Here is a 19,021-nt window from a genome sequence, read left to right as displayed (position 1 = left end):
CTCAACGACGAGAGGCCTCACGAATGAGACGACGACTCCCCCTGGCCACCGTGGCGGTGATGGCGCTGACGGCGGGTCTCCTGTCGGTCGGCCCCACGGCCCAGGCCGCCCCCACCACCTCCCTCGACGGCGCGAAGGTGCTCGAGCTCCCGTTCGACGGCTCGCTCGCCGACACCAGCGGGCGCGGGACCGCTCTCGGGATGCAGAAGGGCACCGCCTCCTACGGCACCGGCCTGAACGGCGGGGCGTTCGAGTTCACGGGATCGAACGCGATCTCGCTCGGCACCGCGGCGGCGCTGCAGCCCGCCGATCTCACCGTCTCGTTCTGGTACAAGCCGACCAGCGCGATGACCGGTGAGCAGGTCTTCACCTGGAACAAGACCGCTTACAACTCCGACGGCTGGTACCTCACGTCCGAGGGCGACGGCACTCCGCTCGCCCTCTCGATCGGCCCGTCCGGCGGGCAGCCGTACAAGGTCGCCGTCGAGACCGCCCGCTCCGGCTTCTTCCCCGCCGGCGAGTGGACGCACGTGGTCGCCACGTACGACAAGAGCACCAAGGCCGTCGCCTTCTACCGCAACGGAGTGAAGCAGACCGCCGTCGTCAAGACCGCGCCGTCCTCCTCCGCGTCCGGCGTCCTCGGCTCCGAGTCGACGTCGGTCAAGACCCTCGGCTTCAACGGCCCCCAGTACAACGGCGCACACCTGCGCGGCCTGCTCGACGACTACGCGCTCTACAACGGCGTCGCGACCACCACCGACGTCGTCGCGCTGACGAAGGCCGGGAACCCCTCCTTCGATCCGGCGAGCATCGCCCGGGCCGACCTCGAGCTGGTCGCCCCGCCCACGAGCACCAGCACCGGCTTCACCCTGCCCACCGTCGGCGCGAAGGGGTCCGCCCTCAGCTGGAGCTCCTCCGACCCGGCGACCGTCGCGATCAGCGGAGGCACGGCCGCGGTCACGCCGCCCACCGGCTCCGCGAAGACGGTCGTGCTCACCGGCTCCGCCACCTACGGCGGCAGCGCGGCTGTCACGAAGACCTACACTCTCCAGGTGCAGCCCCGGGGAGTGAAGACGTCGAACTACCTGCTGGAGGCAGGCCTGTCCGACGTCTCCGTGCAGGACCCCTACCTCGAGAACGGGGAGCAGCAGACCGTCGAGTACCTGCTGAGCCTCGATCCCGAGATGTTCCTCTACTCCTTCTACCGCGAGGCCGGGCTCACCCCGACCACCAGCGGCGGATACGGGGGCTGGGAGCGCGAGAACGGCACCCGGTTCCAGGGCCACTTCTTCGGCCACTACCTCTCGGCGCTCTCGCAGGCCTACGCGACCGAGGAGGACGCGGCCACCAAGGCGGCTCTGCTCGCGAAGCTGACCGCCTCCGTCGACGGCCTGAAGAAGGTCCAGGACGCCTACGCGCTGAAGGACCCGGCGAACGCCGGCTACGTCTCGCCGTTCCCGACCCGCTACCTCCCCTCGGGCGGCGACGGCCTGCTCGTCCCCTTCTACAACCTGCACAAGGTGCTCGCGGGCCTCCTCGACGCCCACGACCAGGCGCCCGACGCCGTCTCGCAGAAGGCGCTCGCCGTCGCCGGCGGCTTCGGCAGCTGGATCACCACCTGGGCGGGCCGCCAGGCGAACCCCGGTCAGCTCCTGAACACGGAGTACGGCGGAATGAACGAGGCGCTCTACCGCCTGTACGAGACCACGCACGACCCGGCGCACAAGCGCGCGGCCGAGTACTTCGACGAGACCGCGCTGTTCCAGAAGCTCGCGAACAACGAGGACGTCCTCAACGGGCTCCACGCGAACACGACCATCCCGAAGCTGATCGGCGCGCTGAAGCGCTACCGCGTCTTCACCGACGACCCGGCGCTCTACGCCACGCTCACCGCCACGGAGAAGTCGGACCTGGACATGTACCGCCGTGCCGCCGAGAACTTCTGGCGCATGGTCGACGAGACCCACACCTACGCCAACGGCGGCAACAGCCAGTCCGAGCACTTCCACGCACCCGGCACCCTGTACGAGTACGCCACGAACGGCCAGACCACCGGCTACGGCGAGAACTCGACCTCCGAGGGCTGCAACATCTACAACATGCTCAAGCTCACCCGGGCGCTGTTCCAGGTGACCGAGGACGTGAAGTACGCCGACTTCTACGAGGAGACGTTCATCAACGGCGTCCTCTCGGTGCAGAACCCGGACACCGGCATGGTGACCTACTTCCAGCCGCAGACCGCGGGCTACGCCAAGGTCTTCGGGCACGAGCTCGACGAGTTCTGGTGCGACCACGGCTCGGGCATCGAGAGCTTCACCAAGCTCGGCGACTCGATCTACTTCGAGAAGCCGAAGACCGTCTTCGTGAACCAGTTCCGCTCCTCGGTCCTCCGCTCCTCCGCGAACAACCTCCGGCTGACCCAGACGGCGGACATCCCGAGCACGGACACGGCGACCCTGAGGGTCGAAGCGCTGGCCGGAGGAGCCGTGTCCGCGGACACGACCCTGAAGCTGCGCGTGCCGTCCTGGATCGACGGAGCGCCGACGCTCACCGTGAACGGTGCCGTCCGTGCCGTCACGGCCCAGGCCGGCTACGTCTCGGTCGCCGTCGCCGCCGGTGACGTGCTGACCTGGAAGCTGCCCGCCGCGGTCAGCGCGGTCGCGGACACGGAGAACCCCGACTGGACCGCGTTCCGCTACGGACCGGTGCTGCTGGCGACCGAGCTCAACCGCTCGAACGTCGAGGCGTCCTACGTCGCCGGCGTCCTGGTGCGCATGGGCACGGCCGACAAGTCCGTGAACTCGAACGTCGTCGTCGCGGACTCCGCGGCCTGGAAGTCCGCGGTCCGCGGCAACCTGGTCCGCCTGCCCGACGGCGCGGACGGCAACGGCCGCACGACGATGCGCTTCGGCATGAAGAACGTCGACGCCGCGTCCGCCGCCCGGGTGTTCACTCCGTACTACAGCCTGTACAACGCCCGCTACGCGACCTACATGACCCTGATCGAGCCCGACTCGGCCGCGGCCCAGGCGCTGATCCGGACGCAGAAGGAGCAGCTGCGCGTCGACGAGACGACGATCGACTCCCTCACCTCCTTCGACAACAACAACAGCGAGGCCGACAAGAACTACAAGACCGCGCGGTCCTCGGTGGGGACCTGGCGCGGCGAGGGGTACCGCGACGGCGAGCGCTCGGCGGAGGCGTACTTCCAGTACGACATGATCGTCGACCCGGCTCTGCCGGCGAACTACCTCGGGGTCCGCTACTACGGCGGCGACGCGGGACGCACCTTCGACGTCTACCTCAACGACGTGAAGCTCAAGACCGAGGTGGTCTCGGGAGCGGCCGGAGCGACGAGCTGGTACGTCCAGTACGACCGGATCCCGGCGTCGATCCTCAGCGGTCTCGCCGCGAAGGACAGCTACAAGCGCGACCAGAGCGGGAAGTACGTGCTCGACGCGAAGGGGCAGAAGATCCCCGTCGTCACGGTGCGCTTCCAGGGCACCGGATCCAGCTACGTCGGCGGTGTCTTCGGGGTCTACACGACCGAGTCGACCACCTACGCCGCGGACCCGGAGCTGACGAAGCTCTCCTCCGACGTCGGGACGCTCTCGCCGGCTCTCGCCGCCGGGGTCAGGGACCACACGCTCACGGTGCCGGCCGGCACGACGAGCGTCTCGCTCGACCTCGACCCGGCCGTGCCCAGCGGCCTGGTGAAGGTCGACGGCGTGCTGATCGACGACACCGTCCGCCGCACCGTGCCGCTCGCGGCCTCGGGGACGACGAGCGTGGTCGTCGAGTCGTCGGCGCAGGACCACACGACGACAGCGACCTACCGCCTCTCCATCGTCCGCGCCTCCGCGGCGACGGTACCGACGACCGTGGCGGCCATCAGCCGCTGCGTGGCGGGCAAGGTCGTGGTGACGGTCACCGCTCGGAACGATGCGAAGGTCCCGGCGGGGATCACCCTCGGCTCCGCCTGGGGCTCGAAGGCGTTCACCGGGATCGCTCCCGGGTCGAGCGCCTCGCACGCCTTCACCACCCGCGCCGCCTCGGTGGCCGCGGGCTCGGCGACGGTGACCGCGACGGCGACCGTGGACGGAGCATCGGTGACGACCACGAAGCAGGCCGCGTACTCCGCTCTCACCTGCAGGTGACGTGACGACGACGGCCGCCGGGGCTCGCCCCCGGCGGCCGTCGTCGTCAGTCGGAGGTGCGGTAGAGGCCCCGGAGCAGCCCGATGACCTCGCGCAGGGCGGGCGGCGGGTCGCTCCGGATCCACGCGGCGTGCACGGGGACCGGCGGGGCGTCGCGGACGACCCGGTACGCGAGGCCCTGCCGCCGGTACTGGCTCACCGTCGACTCCGCGGTCACTCCGCGGGCGGAGCCGCTGCTGATCACCGTGAGCCAGTCGTCGACGTCGGTCGTCGGGACGGTGCTCCGCGGCCGGTCGTGCTCGGGCCAGAGATCGAGCCGGGTGCTCCCGGTCCGGTCGTCGAGCGCCAGCGGAGCGGTCGCCACCTGGGCGAGAGTGATCGTGCGCTTCGCGGCGAGCGGGTCGTCGACGGACAGGGCGCAGTAGCGCTTCTCGGTGCCGATCAGAGCCGACTCGACGTCCGCAGGAGCGGATCCGCGCCGCAGGATCGCCAGATCGCTGAGGCCCTCCGCGAGCCCCGCGGTGGGCGTGTTGGAGCGGATCAGCCGCAGCTCGTGGTGGGGGAGCGCGGTCGCCCAGCGGCGCTGGAACTCCTGCGTGTGCTCGCCGAGAGCCGACCAGGCGTAGCCGATCCGGATCGTGTCCGTCCCGGCCGCCGCCTCCTCGCGCAGATCGTCGACGACGGCCAGGACGCGGCGGGCGTGCCGCAGCACCCGCTCACCCGCCGGCGCGAGCTCGACGCTGCGGGTCGTCCGGTGGAGGAGTCTCCGGCCGAGGACGGACTCGAGCGCCGCGACGTTGCGGGAGACCGCCGTCTGGGAGATGCCGAGGTCGATGCCCGCGTCGGTGAAGGTCCCGGCGTCCACGACGCCGACGAACGACCGGAGGTGGCGCAGTTCCAGATCCATGCCCGCATCCTATTCATGCGGATCGCGCATCGATCGGGCCGATGGCGCATTGTGAGCCGGGACCGGACCGCTCGCAGACTTCCGGCATGACGAAGCAGCTCCCCGGAGACGGCCGGACCGTCGGCGCCGCGACCGCCCTCGCGAGCGCCCTCTCGAACCAGCTCGGAGCGGCCTCCGGGACGCTGGCCTTCCCGGTCCTGGGATCCGTCGGGGTGGTCGCCGTCCGGCAGATCGTCGCCGCGCTGATCCTCCTCCCGGTCGTGCGGCCGCGGATCCGCGACCTGACCCGCGCGCAGTGGTGGCCCGTCCTGCTCCTCGCCGTGGTGTTCGGGGCGATGAACCTCACGCTCTACGCGGCCATCGACCGCATCGGGCTCGGGCTGGCGGTCACACTGGAGTTCTGCGGGCCGCTGGCGGTCGCGCTGCTCGGCTCCCGGAGCAGGACCAGCGCGCTCTGCGCCCTCGTCGCGGGAGCGGGCGTCGTCGCGATCGCGGGGCCGAGGCCCTCGTCCGACCAGCTCGGCATCGCGCTCGGTCTCGCGGCCGCCTGCTGCTGGGCCGCGTACATCCTGCTCAACCGGATCATCGGACTCCGTCTGCCCGGAGCGCAGGGGACCGCCACGGCGACCGGGGTCTCCGCCGCCGTCTTCCTGCCCGTCGCCGTCTGGACGCTCGCCACGACGCGCCCGGACGCGGGCACCGTGCTCCTGGCGGTCGGCGCCGGCGTCCTGGCGACGGCGGTCCCGTTCGTGGCGGACGTGATCGCGCTCCGGAGGCTCCCGACGAGCGTCTTCGGGATGCTCATGAGCGTCAATCCCGTCCTGGCCGCCCTCATCGGCACGGCCGTGCTCGGGCAGGACGTCGGCGCGGCCGGATGGATCGGCATCGCCCTCATCGTCACCGCGAACGCCGCGGTGCTCCGGCGGGGTCGTCGCGCGCGGTGACGTCGGCGGTGGGTAGAGCGAGATGCGATCCCGTCCGAGCGCTGCCGCTGTGCGTTACCTGTTCGTTATGAAAAAGGCGCCTACACGACCAAACCAGGGACACCCTGGGAAACGGCAGGTCGCGGGAGAAAACTCTCCTCCATGAACCAGACAGCGGCACCCGTGCGCGAGCATCGAGCTCTCTACTTCCTGCTCGCCGCCTTCGCGGGCATCGTCACGGGCGGAGTCCTCCTCGCCGTCGCCGAGCTCATCGCCCTCGCGGTCGCCCGCACCGCGAGCCCCGTGCTCGCCCTCGGTGCCTTCATCGTCGACATCGTCCCGCGCCCGCTCAAGGAGTTCGCGATCGAGACGTTCGGCGAGAACGACAAGACCTTCCTGCTCGGCAGCGTGGGCGCCGCGGTCGTCGTCGCCGCCGCGATCGCCGGAGTGCTCCAGCTGGTCCGCCCGCCGCTCGGCCAGGTGCTGCTCGTGATCGCCGGCGGTCTCTCGATCGCCGCCATCGTGACCCGCACGGGAGCGTCGCCGCTCGCCGCGGTGCCCACGCTGGTCGGACTCGTCGTCGCCGTCGTCGTCATGCACCTCCTCTTCACGCGCCTCCGCGGCTGGCGTGCGGCCCGGGCCTCGGAGGCCCGGGGAACATCCTCCGAGGCTCGCCCGGGCGCCCTCGAGCGCCGCGGCTTCTTCCGCATCGCACTGATCTCCGCCGTCGGCGCGGCCGTCGTCGGCACCGGTGCCCGACTGGTCAACGCGGCGACGTCCTCCCTCGCCGGCGTCCGCGACGCCCTGCGTCTGCCGTCCCCGCGCAGCACCGTCTCGGTCCCCGCGGGCGCCGAGCTCGACATCGAGGGCATCACCCCGCTCTACACGCCGAACGCCGACTTCTACCGCGTCGACACCGCCCTCACCGTGCCCAACCTGGACCCGTCGGCGTGGTCGCTGAAGATCACCGGCATGGTCGACCGCGAGGTGACGCTGAACCTCCAGCAGATCTTCGACATGGGCCTCGACGAGTACGGCATCACCCTCACCTGCGTCTCGAACCAGGTCGGCGGCAACCTCGTCGGCAACGCCAAGTGGCTCGGCGTCCCCCTGCGCGACGTGCTCGCGATGGCCGGCGTGCAGAGCGGTGCCGACATGCTCCTCTCCACCAGCAGCGACGGCTACACGGCGTCCACCCCGATCTCCGCGGTCACCGACGAGAACCTCGACGCGATCCTCGCCGTCGGCATGAACGGCGAGCCCCTCCCGTTCGAGCACGGCTTCCCGGTGCGGATGATCGTGCCCGGCCTCTACGGCTACGTCTCGGCCACCAAGTGGCTCACCGAGCTCAAGGTCACCACCTTCGAGGCCGACCAGGCCTACTGGACCCCGCGCGGCTACTCCGCCGAGGCCCCCATCAAGATGTCCTCGCGGATCGACACCCCGCGGATCGGCGTCCCCGTCACGTCGGGCGCGCTCAAGATCGCGGGCGTCGCCTGGGCGCAGAGCATCGGCATCGACAAGGTCGAGGTGAGCATCGACAACGGCGACTGGCAGGAGGCGACGCTCTCGACCCCGGTCAACCTCGACACCTGGGTGCAGTGGTTCGTCGACTGGGACGCCCAGCCGGGCTCGCACTACGTCGCCGTCCGCGCGGTCGACAAGAACGGCATGGTCCAGATCGAGGACCGCGCGCCGGTCGCGCCCGACGGCTCCTCCGGCTGGCAGCGCACGCTCATCAACGTCACCTGACGCCCACCGGAGGCGCCGATCCCCGCCGGGTCGGCGCCTCCGGTGCGTCCGGGGGGCGTTGCCGGGGGCGACGCGCGAGGCTCCGCGGCACGACCCGGCCCGGAGCGCAAGCCTCCGCGGCGGCGCGGCCCGCGAGGAGGCGCCGCTCTAGCCTTCGAGGGTGCGCTCCCGGCTCCTCCACCTCCGCGAATCCTTCTGGTTCCTCCCGGCCCTGTTCGGCGTCCTCGCCGTCGGGCTGGCGCTGGGACTGGTCGAGGTCGACCACTTGCTGGTCCGCGCCGGCGTCAGCGACATCCCGCTGATCGAGGACCTGTCGCCGACCGGCGGCCGGGCGATCCTCTCGGCGATCGGCGGGACGATGCTCGGCGTCGCCGCGACCTCGTTCTCGATCACGATCTCGGTGCTGGCGACCACGTCCTCCGCCTACGGGCCCCGGCTGGTCCGCAACTTCATGGCCGATCGCGGCAACCAGGTCGTCCTGGCGGTGCTCACCTCGACGTTCCTCTACTCGCTGATCGTGCTGCGCGCGGTGCACACGGAGGAGGACGCGTCGCTGACGTTCGTGCCGGTGGTGGCCGTCTCGTTCTCGGTGCTGCTCGCGGTGGGCGACGTCGCGGTGCTCGTCTACTTCATCCACCACATCGCGCTGTCGGTGCAGGTGACGACGCTGCAGCAGCGGGTCCTCGGCGAGCTCGTCGACGTGATCGAGCGGCTGCATCCGGAGGACGGGGAGGAGCCGGTGGACGCGGACGAGGCCTCGCTCGCGGAGGAGGCCCAGCCGCCGGGGCGCGAGACGGTCGTGCTGCGAGCGGTGCGGGGCGGCTACGTCGAGCAGCTCGAGATCGAGCGGCTGGTCGCCCTGGCCCGCCGCGGCGACGCGCGGCTCCAGGTGCTCGCGCTGCCCGGCGACCACGTCCTCGTCGGCGACCCGGTGCTCGAGGTCCTCGAGGGGTCGGTCGCCCAGGAGGAGGCGGTCGCCGCGGTCGTCGTCGCCGACGCGCGGACCCCGCACCAGGACCTCCGCTACGCCGTCCAGCAGGTGGTCGAGATCGGAGTCCGCGGGCTCGCGACCGGCACGAACGACCCGTACACCGCGGTCGGCGCCGTCGAGGCCCTGACCAGCGCGCTGGTCGACCTCTGCGGCCGGCCGGAGGCGCGGGGCCGCTACCCCGACGCCGACGGAGTCGTGCGGCTGCTCGTTCCGTGGCCCCGTGCGGGCGAGCTGCTGGCCGACGTGTTCCTCGCCCTGCGCTCCTACGCGATGGAGCAGCCGCTCGTCGTCCGCGCCGGCGTGCGCCTCGCCGAGCGGCTCGCGGTCGTCGCCCGCGGCGGGACCCGCGTCGAGCTGCACCGCCAGGTCCGGGCGTTCGCGGACGCCCACGCCGCCGCCGACGGCGACGCCCTCGAGGCGCCGGCCCTGCGCGCGTCGCTCGCCGCGCTCGAGGCGCGCCTCGCAGCCTGACGCGCGGGCGGTCCGGTGCTCCGGGAGGACACGTCGGCCGTGGAGTGCTCGAATCGATTCGAGTAGGCTCGGCGCATGACAGAGAACACCACTGAGCTGCGTGTGGGGGTCGTCGGCCTCGGCTTCGCCGGCACCACCCACCTCGACGCCTTCCAGTCCTTGCCCGGCGCCCGCGTCGTCGCGCTCGCCGGCCAGGAGGAGGCGCGCCTGCACGAACTCGGCGCGACCCGCGGCGTCCCCGACCTCTCCGCCGACTGGGAGGACCTGGTCGCCCGCGACGACGTCGACGTCGTCTCCATCGGAGTCCCGAACCACCTGCACCACCCGATCGCCGTGGCCGCGCTCGCGAGCGGCAAGCACGTCTTCTGCGAGAAGCCGCTCGCCACCACCGCCGAGCTGGCGGCCGAGATGGTCGAGGCCGCCCGCGCGAACGACCGCGTGCTCGAGATCGCCTACAACCACCGCCGCCGCGCCGACGTCGCCTTCCTCCGCGACTACCTCGACGACGCGCCGCTCGGCGACGTCTACCACGCCCGCGCGAGCTGGCAGCGGCGCACCGGCATCCCCGGCATCGGCTCCTGGTTCACCAGCAAGGAGCTCGCCGGCGGCGGCCCGCTGATCGACCTCGGCTCCCACGTGCTCGACATCGCGCTGCACCTGCTCGACGAGCCGCGCGTCACCAGTGTCTCGGCCGTCGCGTACGGCGAGATCGGCCGCTCCGGCCGCGGCGGGCGCCCCCACGGCGTCGCCGCCACCGGCACCCACGCGTTCGAGGTGGAGGACTTCTCCAGTGCCCTGCTGCGCCTCGACAACGGACGCTCGCTCCAGCTCGACGCGTCCTGGGCGAGCTACTCGAAGGTCCACGAGGACATCGAGGTCGAGCTGCTCGGCTCGGCCGGAGGCGCGCGCCTCCACATCGCCGACTACGCCACGGAGGGGACGCTCACCCTCTACTCCGAGGTCGCCGGAGCGCCGACCGTCTCGCACCCCGACGTGAAGGTCCCCGCCGGGCACCACCGCTCCGTCATCGCCGAGTTCCTGGAGGCGATCGCCTCGGGAGCCGACGCGCCCGCGGGCGGCCCCCGCTACTCCGGCCACTACGGCGAGTACGCGCTGCACCGCAGCCGGGTGGTCGACGCGATCTACCGCTCCGCCGCCGAGAAGAAGGAGGTGGCGGTCGCATGAGCGCCCCGATCGAGGTCCTCGTCTGGAACGAGTTCCGCCACGAGACCCGCGGCGACGAGACCGTGCTGCGCCACTACCCCGACGGCATCCACCGCGTGATCGCGGACGGGCTCGCGGAGTCGCTCGGCGACGCCGTCTCGGTGCGCACCGCGACGCTCCCCGAGCCCGAGCACGGTCTCACCGAGGAGGCGCTCGCGAAGACGGACGTGCTGCTGTGGTGGGGGCACATCGCGCACGAGGAGGTGTCGGACGAGGTCGTCCAGCGCGTGCTGCGGCACGTGCAGGAGGGGATGGGGATCCTGGTCCTGCACTCGGGCCACTACTCGTCGATCTTCAGGGCGCTGATGGGCACGACCTGCTCGCTGAAGTGGCGCAACGACCGCGACCGCGAGCTGGTCTGGACGATCGCGCCCACGCATCCGATCGCCGAGGGCGTGCCCAGCCCGCTGATCATCCCCGAGCAGGAGATGTACGGCGAGTACTTCGACATCCCGGTGCCGGAGGAGACGGTGTTCCTGTCGACGTTCACCGGCGGCGAGGTGTTCCGCTCCGGAGTGACCTACACTCGCGGCCTCGGCAAGGTCTTCTACTTCTCGCCCGGCGACCAGGACTACCCCGTCTACCACCACCCGGACATCCGGCGCGTGCTGGCGAACGCCGTCCGCTGGGCCCGGCCGACCCGCCCGCGCACGCCCCTCACGGCCGACCACCACCCCCGGGGCTGGTTCGAGTCCTGACGCCCCTCCGCGAGATGCCACCTGTGACGGCGACACGCCGCGTCCGGGCGTCGTAGGTGGCATCTCGCGGGAGGTACTGGGGGGATGCAGGAGGCGGAGGGGCGCGAGCCGGACGAGGTGCGGCGGTACGGGGAGGCACCCGAGCAGCTCGTGGAGGTGTTCCGGGCAGCGGCCCGTGCAGGCGGTACTGCGCGCGGGCCGGTCGTGCTCCTGCACGGCGGATTCTGGCGCGCGCGGTGGGACCGGTTGCACGCCCGGCCGCTCGCTGCGGCGCTGGCCGACCGCGGGCACGACGTGATCCTCCCCGAGTACCGGCGGGTCGGCGACGAGGGCGGAGGCTGGCCGGGCACCGGCGAGGACGTCCTGACCGTGCTCGCGGCGCTCCCGGCACTGCTGCCCGACGCCGGACCGGTCACCCTCGTCGGCCACTCCGCCGGCGGCCACCTCGCCGTCTGGTCGCAGGCCGCCCGTCCGTCCCCGCACGTCGCGGCCGTGGTGGCGCTGGCGGGCGTGCTCGACCTGGCCGCCGCCTCCGCCGACCGCCTGAGCGATGACGCCGTCGGGGAGCTCCTCGGCGGCGACCTCAGGCTGCTCCCGGGCGCCGACCCCGCGCAGCTGCCCCCGCCGCCGCAGCCGACCACGCTGATCCACGGCGTCCTCGACGAGGACGTCCCCGTCGAGTACAGCCGCCGCTACTCCGCCCGGCACCGCTCGGTGAGCCTGCACGAGCTCGCCGACGCCGGCCACCTCGACCTCGTCGACCCGGCCGGCCCCGCCTTCACCGCGCTCGTCGCCGCCCTCGCGTGAGTCCCCGAGCGCTCACCGCTCGCGAGATGCCACCTGTGACGGCGACACGCCGCGCACGGCCGTCACAGGTGGCATCTCGCGGAGGGGAGGGGGCGGGGCGGGAACAGGCGCGCTAGAGGACCGGCGGGTACAGGAAGAGCGGGACCTGCGCGGTGGGGAAGGTGCGGGTCACGTAGCTGTGCTTGCCGCCGTAGTTGTACTCCTCCAGGAGCACGGTGCCGTCGTCGTTCACCTTCTGCACGTACGAGACGTGGTTGTAGGTCCACCACGCGACGCAGCCGACGATCGGGACGCTGCTGGTCGCCCAGCCCTTCGCGGCCCAGTTGTCGGGCCACTCGTAGGCGCTGCCGCCCAGGGGAGTGATATTGCCCCAGGTGTACTTCCACGGGGCGGAGGTGCGGCCGGCGTCGCGGTTGAGGCGCCAGGCCACGAAGTCGACGCACTCGCGGTAGTAGTAGCCGAGCGGCGAGAGTCCGCCGCCGTCGTCGTCGATGGTCTCGTAGGGCCACGGGTAGTCGTCGCCGACCGCGCGGGTCTGCACGGTCGAGAACTCGCCGCCGTTCGATCCGGAGAGCACGGCCGCCTGGCGGCTGGCCTCGTCGAGCTGCGCCTGGGTCGGCGCGGCGAAGGCGTCGCGGACGGCGGTCTGGCCGGCGGCGTCGGAGGAGACGGTGAGGTTCTGGAGGCCGACCCGGTTCGCGGCGGCGCGACCGGTCGCGGTGGCGGAGGAGCTGCGGGCGCCGTACGCGGGGATCGCGGCGGTGGCGAAGAGGCCGCCGACCACCGAGAAGGTGCCGAAGGCCAGGGCGCGGCGGCTGAGGCCGCGGGCCCGGGCGGGCTCGGCGGCGCGGGGAGCGACGGGGCGGGAGGCGGACGCGCGGCGCGGTGAGGCCGGGATCGACCGTGAGGCGGGGGAGGCGACAGCGGGGACCTCGACGGAGACGGTCGGAGCGGTCGCCACGGGGGCCGCGGCGTCGACGGCGGTGGAAGCGGTGCCCGCGGACTCGTCAGCGCCCGCGGAGTCGTCAGCGCCGGCGGAGTCGTCGGTACCCGCGGAAGGGGTGGAGTCGTCCGATCCGCTGCCCTCGACCGCAGTGCCGGCGGTCGCCGCGCCCGTCTCCGCCTCCGCCCGGGCCGCACGGCGCTCGGCCTCGCGGGCCTCGCGCCGGGTCAGGGGTGCAGTGGTCGGGGTGCCGGCACTCTCCTCAGGGGTGGGAATGCCTGGCTTCGACACGCGTGCGTTCTCCTCGGGTGACGGTGGTGACGGGGGTCGGGGCCGGTGGGGGATCCGGCGACGAGCCACTCTAGCCCGAGGCCCGCGGATAACGGAACGATCACGACGGATCCGGCACGGATGCTCCGACCGCTCGCGCCCGTGCGGTGCCAGGATGGGGCGCAACCGGGAAGGAGCTCCTCATGACCGCACCCACCCCCACCGGACCCGTCCTCGTCGGCATCGTCGACGGCCAGCGACCCGAGGTCCTGCGCACCGCCGCCCGCGTCGCCGCCGACGCCGGAGCCGCTCTGCTGCTCGTGTCGGTCTCGGCCGATCCGTACCTCGTCGGCGAGTACGTCGATCCGATGACCGGCGGCATCCCGCTCGGCTTCGTCGGAGCCGCGGCCGACCGCGGCGAGGGCCCGACCCTCCCGCCCGGGCTCCGCGAGACGGTCGAGCACGAGCTGGACGGCAGCACCGTGCAGTGGTCGCTGCGCGCCGCGCGGGGCGAGCCCGCCCTGGCGCTCGCCGAGGTCGCCGAGGAGGTCGACGCTCGGATGATCGTGGTCGGCACCCGCGACGCGGGCGTGCTCGCGAGCATCGCCGAGTTCCTCAGCGGGAGCGTCGCCGCCCACCTCGCGCACCGCCAGCACCGCCCCGTGCTCGTCGTCCCGCGCGCCGACCGCGACCCGTCGCGCCCGGCGCCCTGGGACCTCGCGGAGTGACGCGACCCCTCCACCTGCGCCCCTCCGCGATCCTCCTGGTCGCGGCGGGCGGTGCCGTCGGCACGGCTGCCCGCGCCGCGATCGGTGCCGCACTGTCTCCGCTGGGCGTCGTGCCGGTCGCGACGCTCGCCGTGAACCTGCCGGGCGCGTTCCTCCTGGGCCTCCTGCTCGAGGCGCTGGCGCGGCGCGGGCCGGACGACGGCGGGCGCCGCACCCTGCGCCTCCTGCTCGGCACCGGCGTGCTGGGCGGATTCACCACCTACAGCACCTTCTCGCTCGACACGGTCGCGCTGCTCGAGGGCGGCCACGTCGCCGAGTACCTGCTCTACACCGGCGGCACGCTCGTGCTGGGCGTGCTCGCCGCCGCTCTGGGCATCGCGGTCGCGGGGCGGCGGAGGACGGCGGCGTGACGCCCGGCCTGCTGCTCGCGGTCGCGCTCGCGGGCGGCGTCGGAGCGGCCGCACGGCTCGTCGTCGACGGGGTCGCGCGGTCGCTCGTGCCGACGCGCTGGCCGGTCGGCACCGCGCTGATCAACGTGAGCGGGTCGCTGCTGCTCGGAGTCGTCACCGGGCTCGTGCTGGCCGGCGTCCTCGACCCGGTGTGGCGGGCCGTGCTCGGGACGGGCGTGCTCGGCGGCTTCACCACGTTCAGCACGGCGAGCGTCGAGACCGCGCGGCTGCTGCTCGACCGGCGCTGGGCGGCCGGGCTGGGGTACGGCGTCGGCACGGCGGCGCTCGCCGTCGCAGCGGCGGCCGCGGGTCTCGCGCTGACGGGCGTCCGCTTCTCCTGAGCCGCGCCGGGCGGCCGGTCGGCGCTCGGCCGCTCGCCGACCGGCCCCGCAGCCCGCCCGTGCCCGCCCCGTCGACCCGGCCCCGTCACTCCGGATCCCCCCGCTCACGGGGCAGGCGCCCGCCCCTGCCCGCGAGCTGACGCGGATCCCCGCGCGACGCCCCCCGGTCGAGGGACGGCTCGACCTCCGGCGCATGGGTGAAGATGGGCGGATGACATCCGCGGGGGGCGTTCCGGAGCTCAGGCTGGCCGTCGTCGACGACCAGCCCCTCTACCGGCACATGCTGTCGTCGCTGCTGCGCTCGGTGCCGGGCGTGCGGAGCGTCGTGGAGGCCGGATCGGCCACGGAGGCGCGGTCGGTGCTGCGGCCCGCGGAGCTCGACGTGGCGATCCTCGACATCGAGCTCGGCGACGGGGACGGCATCGAGCTCGGGCGCCGGCTGCGGTCCACCGCGCCCGAGCTGGGCGTCGTCCTGCTCTCGGCCGTCGACGCGATGCACCGCTTCCTCCGCCTCGACCGCGCCGAGGCCCGCGGCTGGAGCTACCTCTCGAAGACCTCCTCCCTCTCCGCCCCCGCCCTGCTCGCCTCCGTCCGCGCCACGGCCGACGGCCGCACCGTGCTCGACCCGGCACTGGTCGCCGCCCGCGCCGCCCGCCGCGACTCCCCGGTCGCCGCGCTGAGTCCGCGCCAGTACGAGGTGCTCTCCGGTCTCGCGTCGGGACTGACCAACGCCGCGATCGGCGAGAGCCTGGGCATCGCGGTCCGCTCGGTCGACAACCACGTCAACGCCGTCTACGCGGCCCTCGGGGTCCGCTCGGACGGCGAGCGCAACCCGCGGGTCGACGCGACGCTCCTCTTCCTCGAGTACACCGGATGAGCACCGGCCCGAGCGACGCGCACGAGGACAACCGCATCGTCCTCGGAGCGATGGCCCTCCTCGGCGGCGTCCTCTCGCTGCTGGCCGCGCTCCAGGCCGTCTTCGCGCTCGGGATGCTGTCGCGGACGCTGCGGGGCGTCGATCCGGGCCCGCTGCTCGACGTCACGACGCGCGTGCTGGTCAACGTGTCGACGATCGGGCTCGCGATCGCGCTGGTCGCGGTGCTGCGCCCCGAGCGCTCGTCGGGCGGCGCTCGCGTGGCCCGGACGGCGGTGATCGCGGTGGGGATGGGACTCGTCCGCTGCTGCCTCCAGGTGCTGACCGGCGTCTACCCGGTCTCGGCCCTCCCCGCTCTCGCGGTCGAGCTGGTCGTCGGATCCACGGTGATCGCGCTGATCACCGCCTACGGCTACCTGCTCGTGCGCTCGGCGCGGCGGGTGCGCGAGAAGGAGCGGGAGCACGCCCGCGCCTCCGTGCAGGCGCTCGAGGCGGTGCAGGCCCTGCAGCGGGAGGAGCTGCGGGTGCGGCGCGACGTCGCGCAGAGCCTGCACGGCGGCCTCCAGAACGGCCTCGTGGTGCTGACCGCCGAGCTGCACGCGGTCGCGAGCACGGCGGACGAGGCGGCGTCGGACCGGCTGCTCGCCATCGCCGCGCGGCTCGACCGGCTCCGCGAGGACGAGGTGCGCGCGGTCGGCCACGCCCTCTACCCGGTCGAGATCGACCACGGCCTGGTCCCCGCCGTCCGCGACCTCGTCGCGCGCCTCCCTCCCGAGATCGCGGTCGACCTCGACCTCGGGCGCATCGCGGCGCTCGCCGCGGAGGGCGCCGAGCCGCCGCTCGAGCAGCGGATGCTCCTGGTCCGGTTCCTGGAGGAGGCGGTCACCAACGCGCTGAAGCACGGCGGCGCCTCCTCGCTGCGGGTGCGCGGCGCCGAGGAGGCGGGCGTCGTGGTGCTCACCCTCGACGACGACGGCCGCGGAATCGCCGAGGACGCGACGCGCTCGGGCCTGGCGCGGCTGGAGCGGCAGCTCGCGGTCTACGGGGGCTCGCTGGAGCTCTCGGACTCGCCCGTGCTCGCGGGGGCGCGGCTGCGGGCGCGGCTCCCGCTGTCCGGCGCGGCGCCCGGCGGGAACGTCGGTCGGGCGGAGTAGCGCAACGGGCGCTCAGGCCGTCCCTCGCGTCGAGCACCGGGTGGCCCGAGGGACGGATCCACGCCGGACAGCGAGCCGTCTCCTCGGGCCCGCCCCTCACGCCGGGTAGACCAGCAGGTCCTCCGGGGCGACGGTGAAGCCCGCCTCGCGGCCGGGCGCGAGGTCGAGCCGGGCCGCGTCGGCCGCCGGGACGTCGGCGGTCAGGAGCGCGCTGCGCACCCGCACCGCGTCGCCCCGCTGCTCCACGTCGGTGATCACGGACCGGAGGCCCCCGTCGCCGACGGAGACGGCGGAGGGACGGAGCGCGGCGAGCACCGCGGCGCCGACCGCGACCGGCTCGGCCGCGACTCCGGACAGCTCGCGCCCGTCGGCGGTGCGCAGACCCGACCCGGTGCGGACGCCCTCGAGCAGCTCGAGCCCGGCGAGCTCGGCGGTGAACGCGGTGCGCGGGCGCGTGAGGACGCGGGCGGTCGGCCCCTCCTCCACCACGCGGCCGCCGTGCAGCACCAGCACCCGGTCGGAGAGGGTCCAGGCGTCGAGCACGTCGTGGGTGACCACGATCGCCGAGCGGTCGGCGAGCACCTCGCGGAGCATCCGGCGGAGGACCGGGGCGGTCCGGGCGTCGACCGCGGCCAGCGGCTCGTCGAGCAGCAGGAGGCGCGGGTCGGTCGCGAGGGCCCGGGCGAGGGCGACCCGCTGGGCCTGCCCGCCGGAGAGGCTCCCCGGGCGCCGGTCGGCCAGGTCGGCCACGCCCGCGGCCGCCAGCTCGCGCTCGGCCCGCTCGCGGGACCGCGCCCGCCCGGCGCCGGCGCTGCGCGGACCGAACGCCGTGTTCTCCCGCACGCTCAGGTGCGGGAACAGCAGCGGATCCTGCGCCAGCAGGGCGACGGGGCGGCGGTGCGGAGGAGTCCAGCGATGGTCGTCGAAGAGCAGCTCGCCGCCGGCGGTCGCCCGCCCGGAGTCGGCGCGGACGAGGCCGGCGATCAGCTCGAGCACGGTCGACTTGCCCGCGCCGTTCGGCCCGAGCAGCGCGATCGTCTCGCCCTCGGCCACGTCGATCAGCACGTCGATCCCGCGTTCCGCGAGCCGCGCCTCCAGCAGCAGGCTCACCGCGGCACCCCCCGGGCGGAGCGGCCGTGCGCGAGCCCGATCACGAGCACCGCGACCACCACGAGCACCAGCGCGAGGGCGACGGCCGCGTCCGGATCGCTCTCCCGCTGCAGGTAGATCTCGAGCGGGAGGGTGCGCGTCGTGCCCTCGAGGCTCCCGGCGAAGGTCAGCGTCGCCCCGAACTCGCCGAGCGCCCGCGCGAACGAGAGGATCGCGCCCGAGGCGAGGCCCGGCAGGATCAGCGGCAGCGTGATCCGCCGGAGCACCGTCCCGGGGGACGCGCCGAGCGTCGCGGCGACCGACTCGTACCGCGCGCCGGCGCTGCGCAGCGCGCCCTCGAGCGTCAGCACCAGGAACGGCAGGGCCACGAAGGTCTGCGCGATCACGACGGCGGTGGTCGAGAACGCGATGCGGACGCCGAGGGCCTCCAGCGCGCCGCCGAGCAGGCCCATCCGCCCGAAGGTGAAGAGCAGCGCCAGCCCGCCGACCACCGGCGGCAGCACCAGCGGCAGCAGCACCAGCGAGCGGAGCAGGCGCTGGCCGGGGAACGCCGTGCGGGCGAGCACCAGGGCCATCGGGGTCCCGAGCAGCAGGCACAGCAGGGTCGCGACGGCGGAGGTGCGCAGGCTCAGCAGGAGCGCGGCGACGGAGGAGTCGGAGGTGATCAGCGGCAGGAACTGCGGCCAGTCGACGCGGGCGAGGATCGCGACGAGCGGGAGCAGCACCAGCAGGGCGCCGAGCGCGGCGACCGCCACGACCCAGCGCGGCAGGCCGGACCCGGTGCGCATCAGCCGCGGGCGAGCGGCGTCTCGACGATGACCGTGGTCGCCTTGACCACCGCCACCGCGGGAGACCCGGGCTCGAGCCCGAGCTCGCGGACCGCCTCGCTGCTCATCAGCGAGACCACGCGGTGCGGACCGCACTGCAGCTCGACCTGCGCCATCACGGTGTCCATCACGATGCCGGTGACGATCCCGACGAAGCGGTTGCGGGCCGAGCGCGCGACCGGGGAGGGATCCTCCGGCAGGACGGCGTTCGCGCGGGCGAGCCGGGCGACCTCGAGGCCGTCGACGACGCGCCTCCCGGACGCGTCCTTCGCGCTCTCGAGCGTCCCGTTCTCGATCCAGCGCCGCAGCGTGTCGTCGCTCACGCCGAGCGCGGCGGCGGCGTCCCTGATCCGTATCTGCGGCATGCCGTCGATCCTACGTCCGCGCCTGCGCTC

General features: G+C 73.6%; 17 protein-coding genes. 12 read left to right on the top strand and 5 right to left on the bottom strand.

All coding sequences use genetic code 11. The features are described 5' to 3' along the window. The first annotated feature begins 23 nt into the window (after positions 1 to 23). Positions 24 to 4,157 carry a beta-L-arabinofuranosidase domain-containing protein gene (locus C5D44_RS05185; RefSeq protein WP_104281050.1) on the top strand — a complete coding sequence of 1,378 codons (4,134 nt, stop codon included), beginning with the start codon at positions 24 to 26 and terminating at the stop codon, positions 4,155 to 4,157. A gap of 46 nt (positions 4,158 to 4,203) precedes the next feature. Here C5D44_RS05185 and C5D44_RS05180 read toward each other — a convergent pair whose 3' ends face one another. After that, complete coding sequence (locus tag C5D44_RS05180) at positions 4,204 to 5,064, bottom strand: LysR family transcriptional regulator (RefSeq protein WP_104281049.1); 861 nt, start codon at positions 5,062 to 5,064, stop codon at positions 4,204 to 4,206. Between the two features lie 86 nt (positions 5,065 to 5,150). Here C5D44_RS05180 and C5D44_RS05175 point away from each other — a divergent pair, with 86 nt between their 5' ends. The 6 genes from C5D44_RS05175 to C5D44_RS05150 all read left to right on the top strand — a co-directional run bounded on the left by C5D44_RS05175 (position 5,151) and on the right by C5D44_RS05150 (position 11,930). Continuing rightward, on the top strand, positions 5,151 to 6,008 hold the full coding sequence (locus C5D44_RS05175; protein ID WP_104281048.1) for a DMT family transporter: 858 nt from the start codon (positions 5,151 to 5,153) through the stop codon (positions 6,006 to 6,008). A 141-nt stretch (positions 6,009 to 6,149) separates the two neighbouring features. After that, complete coding sequence (locus C5D44_RS05170; protein WP_104281047.1) at positions 6,150 to 7,739, top strand: molybdopterin-dependent oxidoreductase; 1,590 nt, start codon at positions 6,150 to 6,152, stop codon at positions 7,737 to 7,739. Between the two features lie 160 nt (positions 7,740 to 7,899). Continuing rightward, on the top strand, positions 7,900 to 9,201 hold the full coding sequence (locus tag C5D44_RS05165) for a DUF2254 domain-containing protein (RefSeq protein WP_104281046.1): 1,302 nt from the start codon (positions 7,900 to 7,902) through the stop codon (positions 9,199 to 9,201). Between the two features lie 75 nt (positions 9,202 to 9,276). After that, positions 9,277 to 10,386 carry a Gfo/Idh/MocA family protein gene (locus C5D44_RS05160; protein ID WP_104281045.1) on the top strand — a complete coding sequence of 370 codons (1,110 nt, stop codon included), beginning with the start codon at positions 9,277 to 9,279 and terminating at the stop codon, positions 10,384 to 10,386. After that, on the top strand, positions 10,383 to 11,123 hold the full coding sequence (locus tag C5D44_RS05155; RefSeq protein ID WP_104275908.1) for a ThuA domain-containing protein: 741 nt from the start codon (positions 10,383 to 10,385) through the stop codon (positions 11,121 to 11,123). The genes C5D44_RS05160 and C5D44_RS05155 overlap by 4 nt, the downstream gene beginning before the upstream one ends. 84 nt (positions 11,124 to 11,207) lie before the next feature. Beyond that, the gene (locus C5D44_RS05150) at positions 11,208 to 11,930 is read left to right on the top strand and encodes a S9 family peptidase (RefSeq protein ID WP_104281044.1); all 723 of its coding nucleotides are present in this window, start codon (positions 11,208 to 11,210) and stop codon (positions 11,928 to 11,930) included. 112 nt (positions 11,931 to 12,042) lie between these two features. On the opposite strand, the gene C5D44_RS05145 is transcribed toward C5D44_RS05150, so the two are convergent. After that, a complete protein-coding gene (locus C5D44_RS05145; RefSeq protein ID WP_104281043.1) occupies positions 12,043 to 13,164 on the bottom strand; it encodes a CHAP domain-containing protein in 1,122 nt (373 codons plus the stop codon). Positions 13,165 to 13,346: 182 nt separating this feature from the next. Between C5D44_RS05145 and C5D44_RS05140 the strand changes: the two genes are divergently transcribed. The 5 genes from C5D44_RS05140 (at position 13,347) to C5D44_RS05120 (ending at position 16,689) form a co-directional block, all read left to right on the top strand. Continuing rightward, on the top strand, positions 13,347 to 13,871 hold the full coding sequence (locus tag C5D44_RS05140) for a universal stress protein (RefSeq protein WP_104275905.1): 525 nt from the start codon (positions 13,347 to 13,349) through the stop codon (positions 13,869 to 13,871). After that, entirely contained in the window at positions 13,868 to 14,281 is a 414-nt protein-coding gene (locus tag C5D44_RS05135; RefSeq protein WP_104275904.1) for a CrcB family protein, read from the top strand. Before C5D44_RS05140 ends, C5D44_RS05135 begins: the two co-directional genes overlap by 4 nt. After that, positions 14,278 to 14,661 carry a CrcB family protein gene (locus C5D44_RS05130; protein WP_104275903.1) on the top strand — a complete coding sequence of 128 codons (384 nt, stop codon included), beginning with the start codon at positions 14,278 to 14,280 and terminating at the stop codon, positions 14,659 to 14,661. Before C5D44_RS05135 ends, C5D44_RS05130 begins: the two co-directional genes overlap by 4 nt. Before the next feature lie 211 nt (positions 14,662 to 14,872). Further along, positions 14,873 to 15,538 (top strand): response regulator transcription factor, encoded by a 666-nt coding sequence (locus tag C5D44_RS05125; RefSeq protein WP_104281042.1) that lies wholly within the window; start codon positions 14,873 to 14,875, stop codon positions 15,536 to 15,538. Next, positions 15,535 to 16,689, top strand: coding sequence for a sensor histidine kinase (locus tag C5D44_RS05120; protein WP_104275901.1), 1,155 nt, complete (start codon positions 15,535 to 15,537; stop codon positions 16,687 to 16,689). Before C5D44_RS05125 ends, C5D44_RS05120 begins: the two co-directional genes overlap by 4 nt. A gap of 96 nt (positions 16,690 to 16,785) precedes the next feature. On the opposite strand, the gene C5D44_RS05115 is transcribed toward C5D44_RS05120, so the two are convergent. Genes C5D44_RS05115 through C5D44_RS05105 form a run of 3 tightly spaced genes read right to left on the bottom strand, consistent with a single transcriptional unit; the run spans position 16,786 to position 18,991 of the window. Further along, positions 16,786 to 17,799, bottom strand: coding sequence for a sulfate/molybdate ABC transporter ATP-binding protein (locus C5D44_RS05115; protein WP_104281041.1), 1,014 nt, complete (start codon positions 17,797 to 17,799; stop codon positions 16,786 to 16,788). Then, positions 17,796 to 18,587, bottom strand: a complete 792-nt coding sequence (locus C5D44_RS05110; protein ID WP_104260651.1) for an ABC transporter permease — start codon at positions 18,585 to 18,587, stop codon at positions 17,796 to 17,798. The genes C5D44_RS05115 and C5D44_RS05110 overlap by 4 nt, the downstream gene beginning before the upstream one ends. Further along, positions 18,587 to 18,991 carry a molybdopterin-binding protein gene (locus C5D44_RS05105; protein WP_104222447.1) on the bottom strand — a complete coding sequence of 135 codons (405 nt, stop codon included), beginning with the start codon at positions 18,989 to 18,991 and terminating at the stop codon, positions 18,587 to 18,589. Before C5D44_RS05105 ends, C5D44_RS05110 begins: the two co-directional genes overlap by 1 nt. Between the last annotated feature and the right edge of the window lie 30 nt (positions 18,992 to 19,021).

The sequence above is a fragment of the Rathayibacter sp. AY1B5 genome (assembly GCF_002932795.1).
Lineage (GTDB): Bacteria > Actinomycetota > Actinomycetes > Actinomycetales > Microbacteriaceae > Rathayibacter.
Note: the sequence above shows the minus strand (reverse complement) of the source record. Positions and strands in the feature narration are given on the sequence as shown.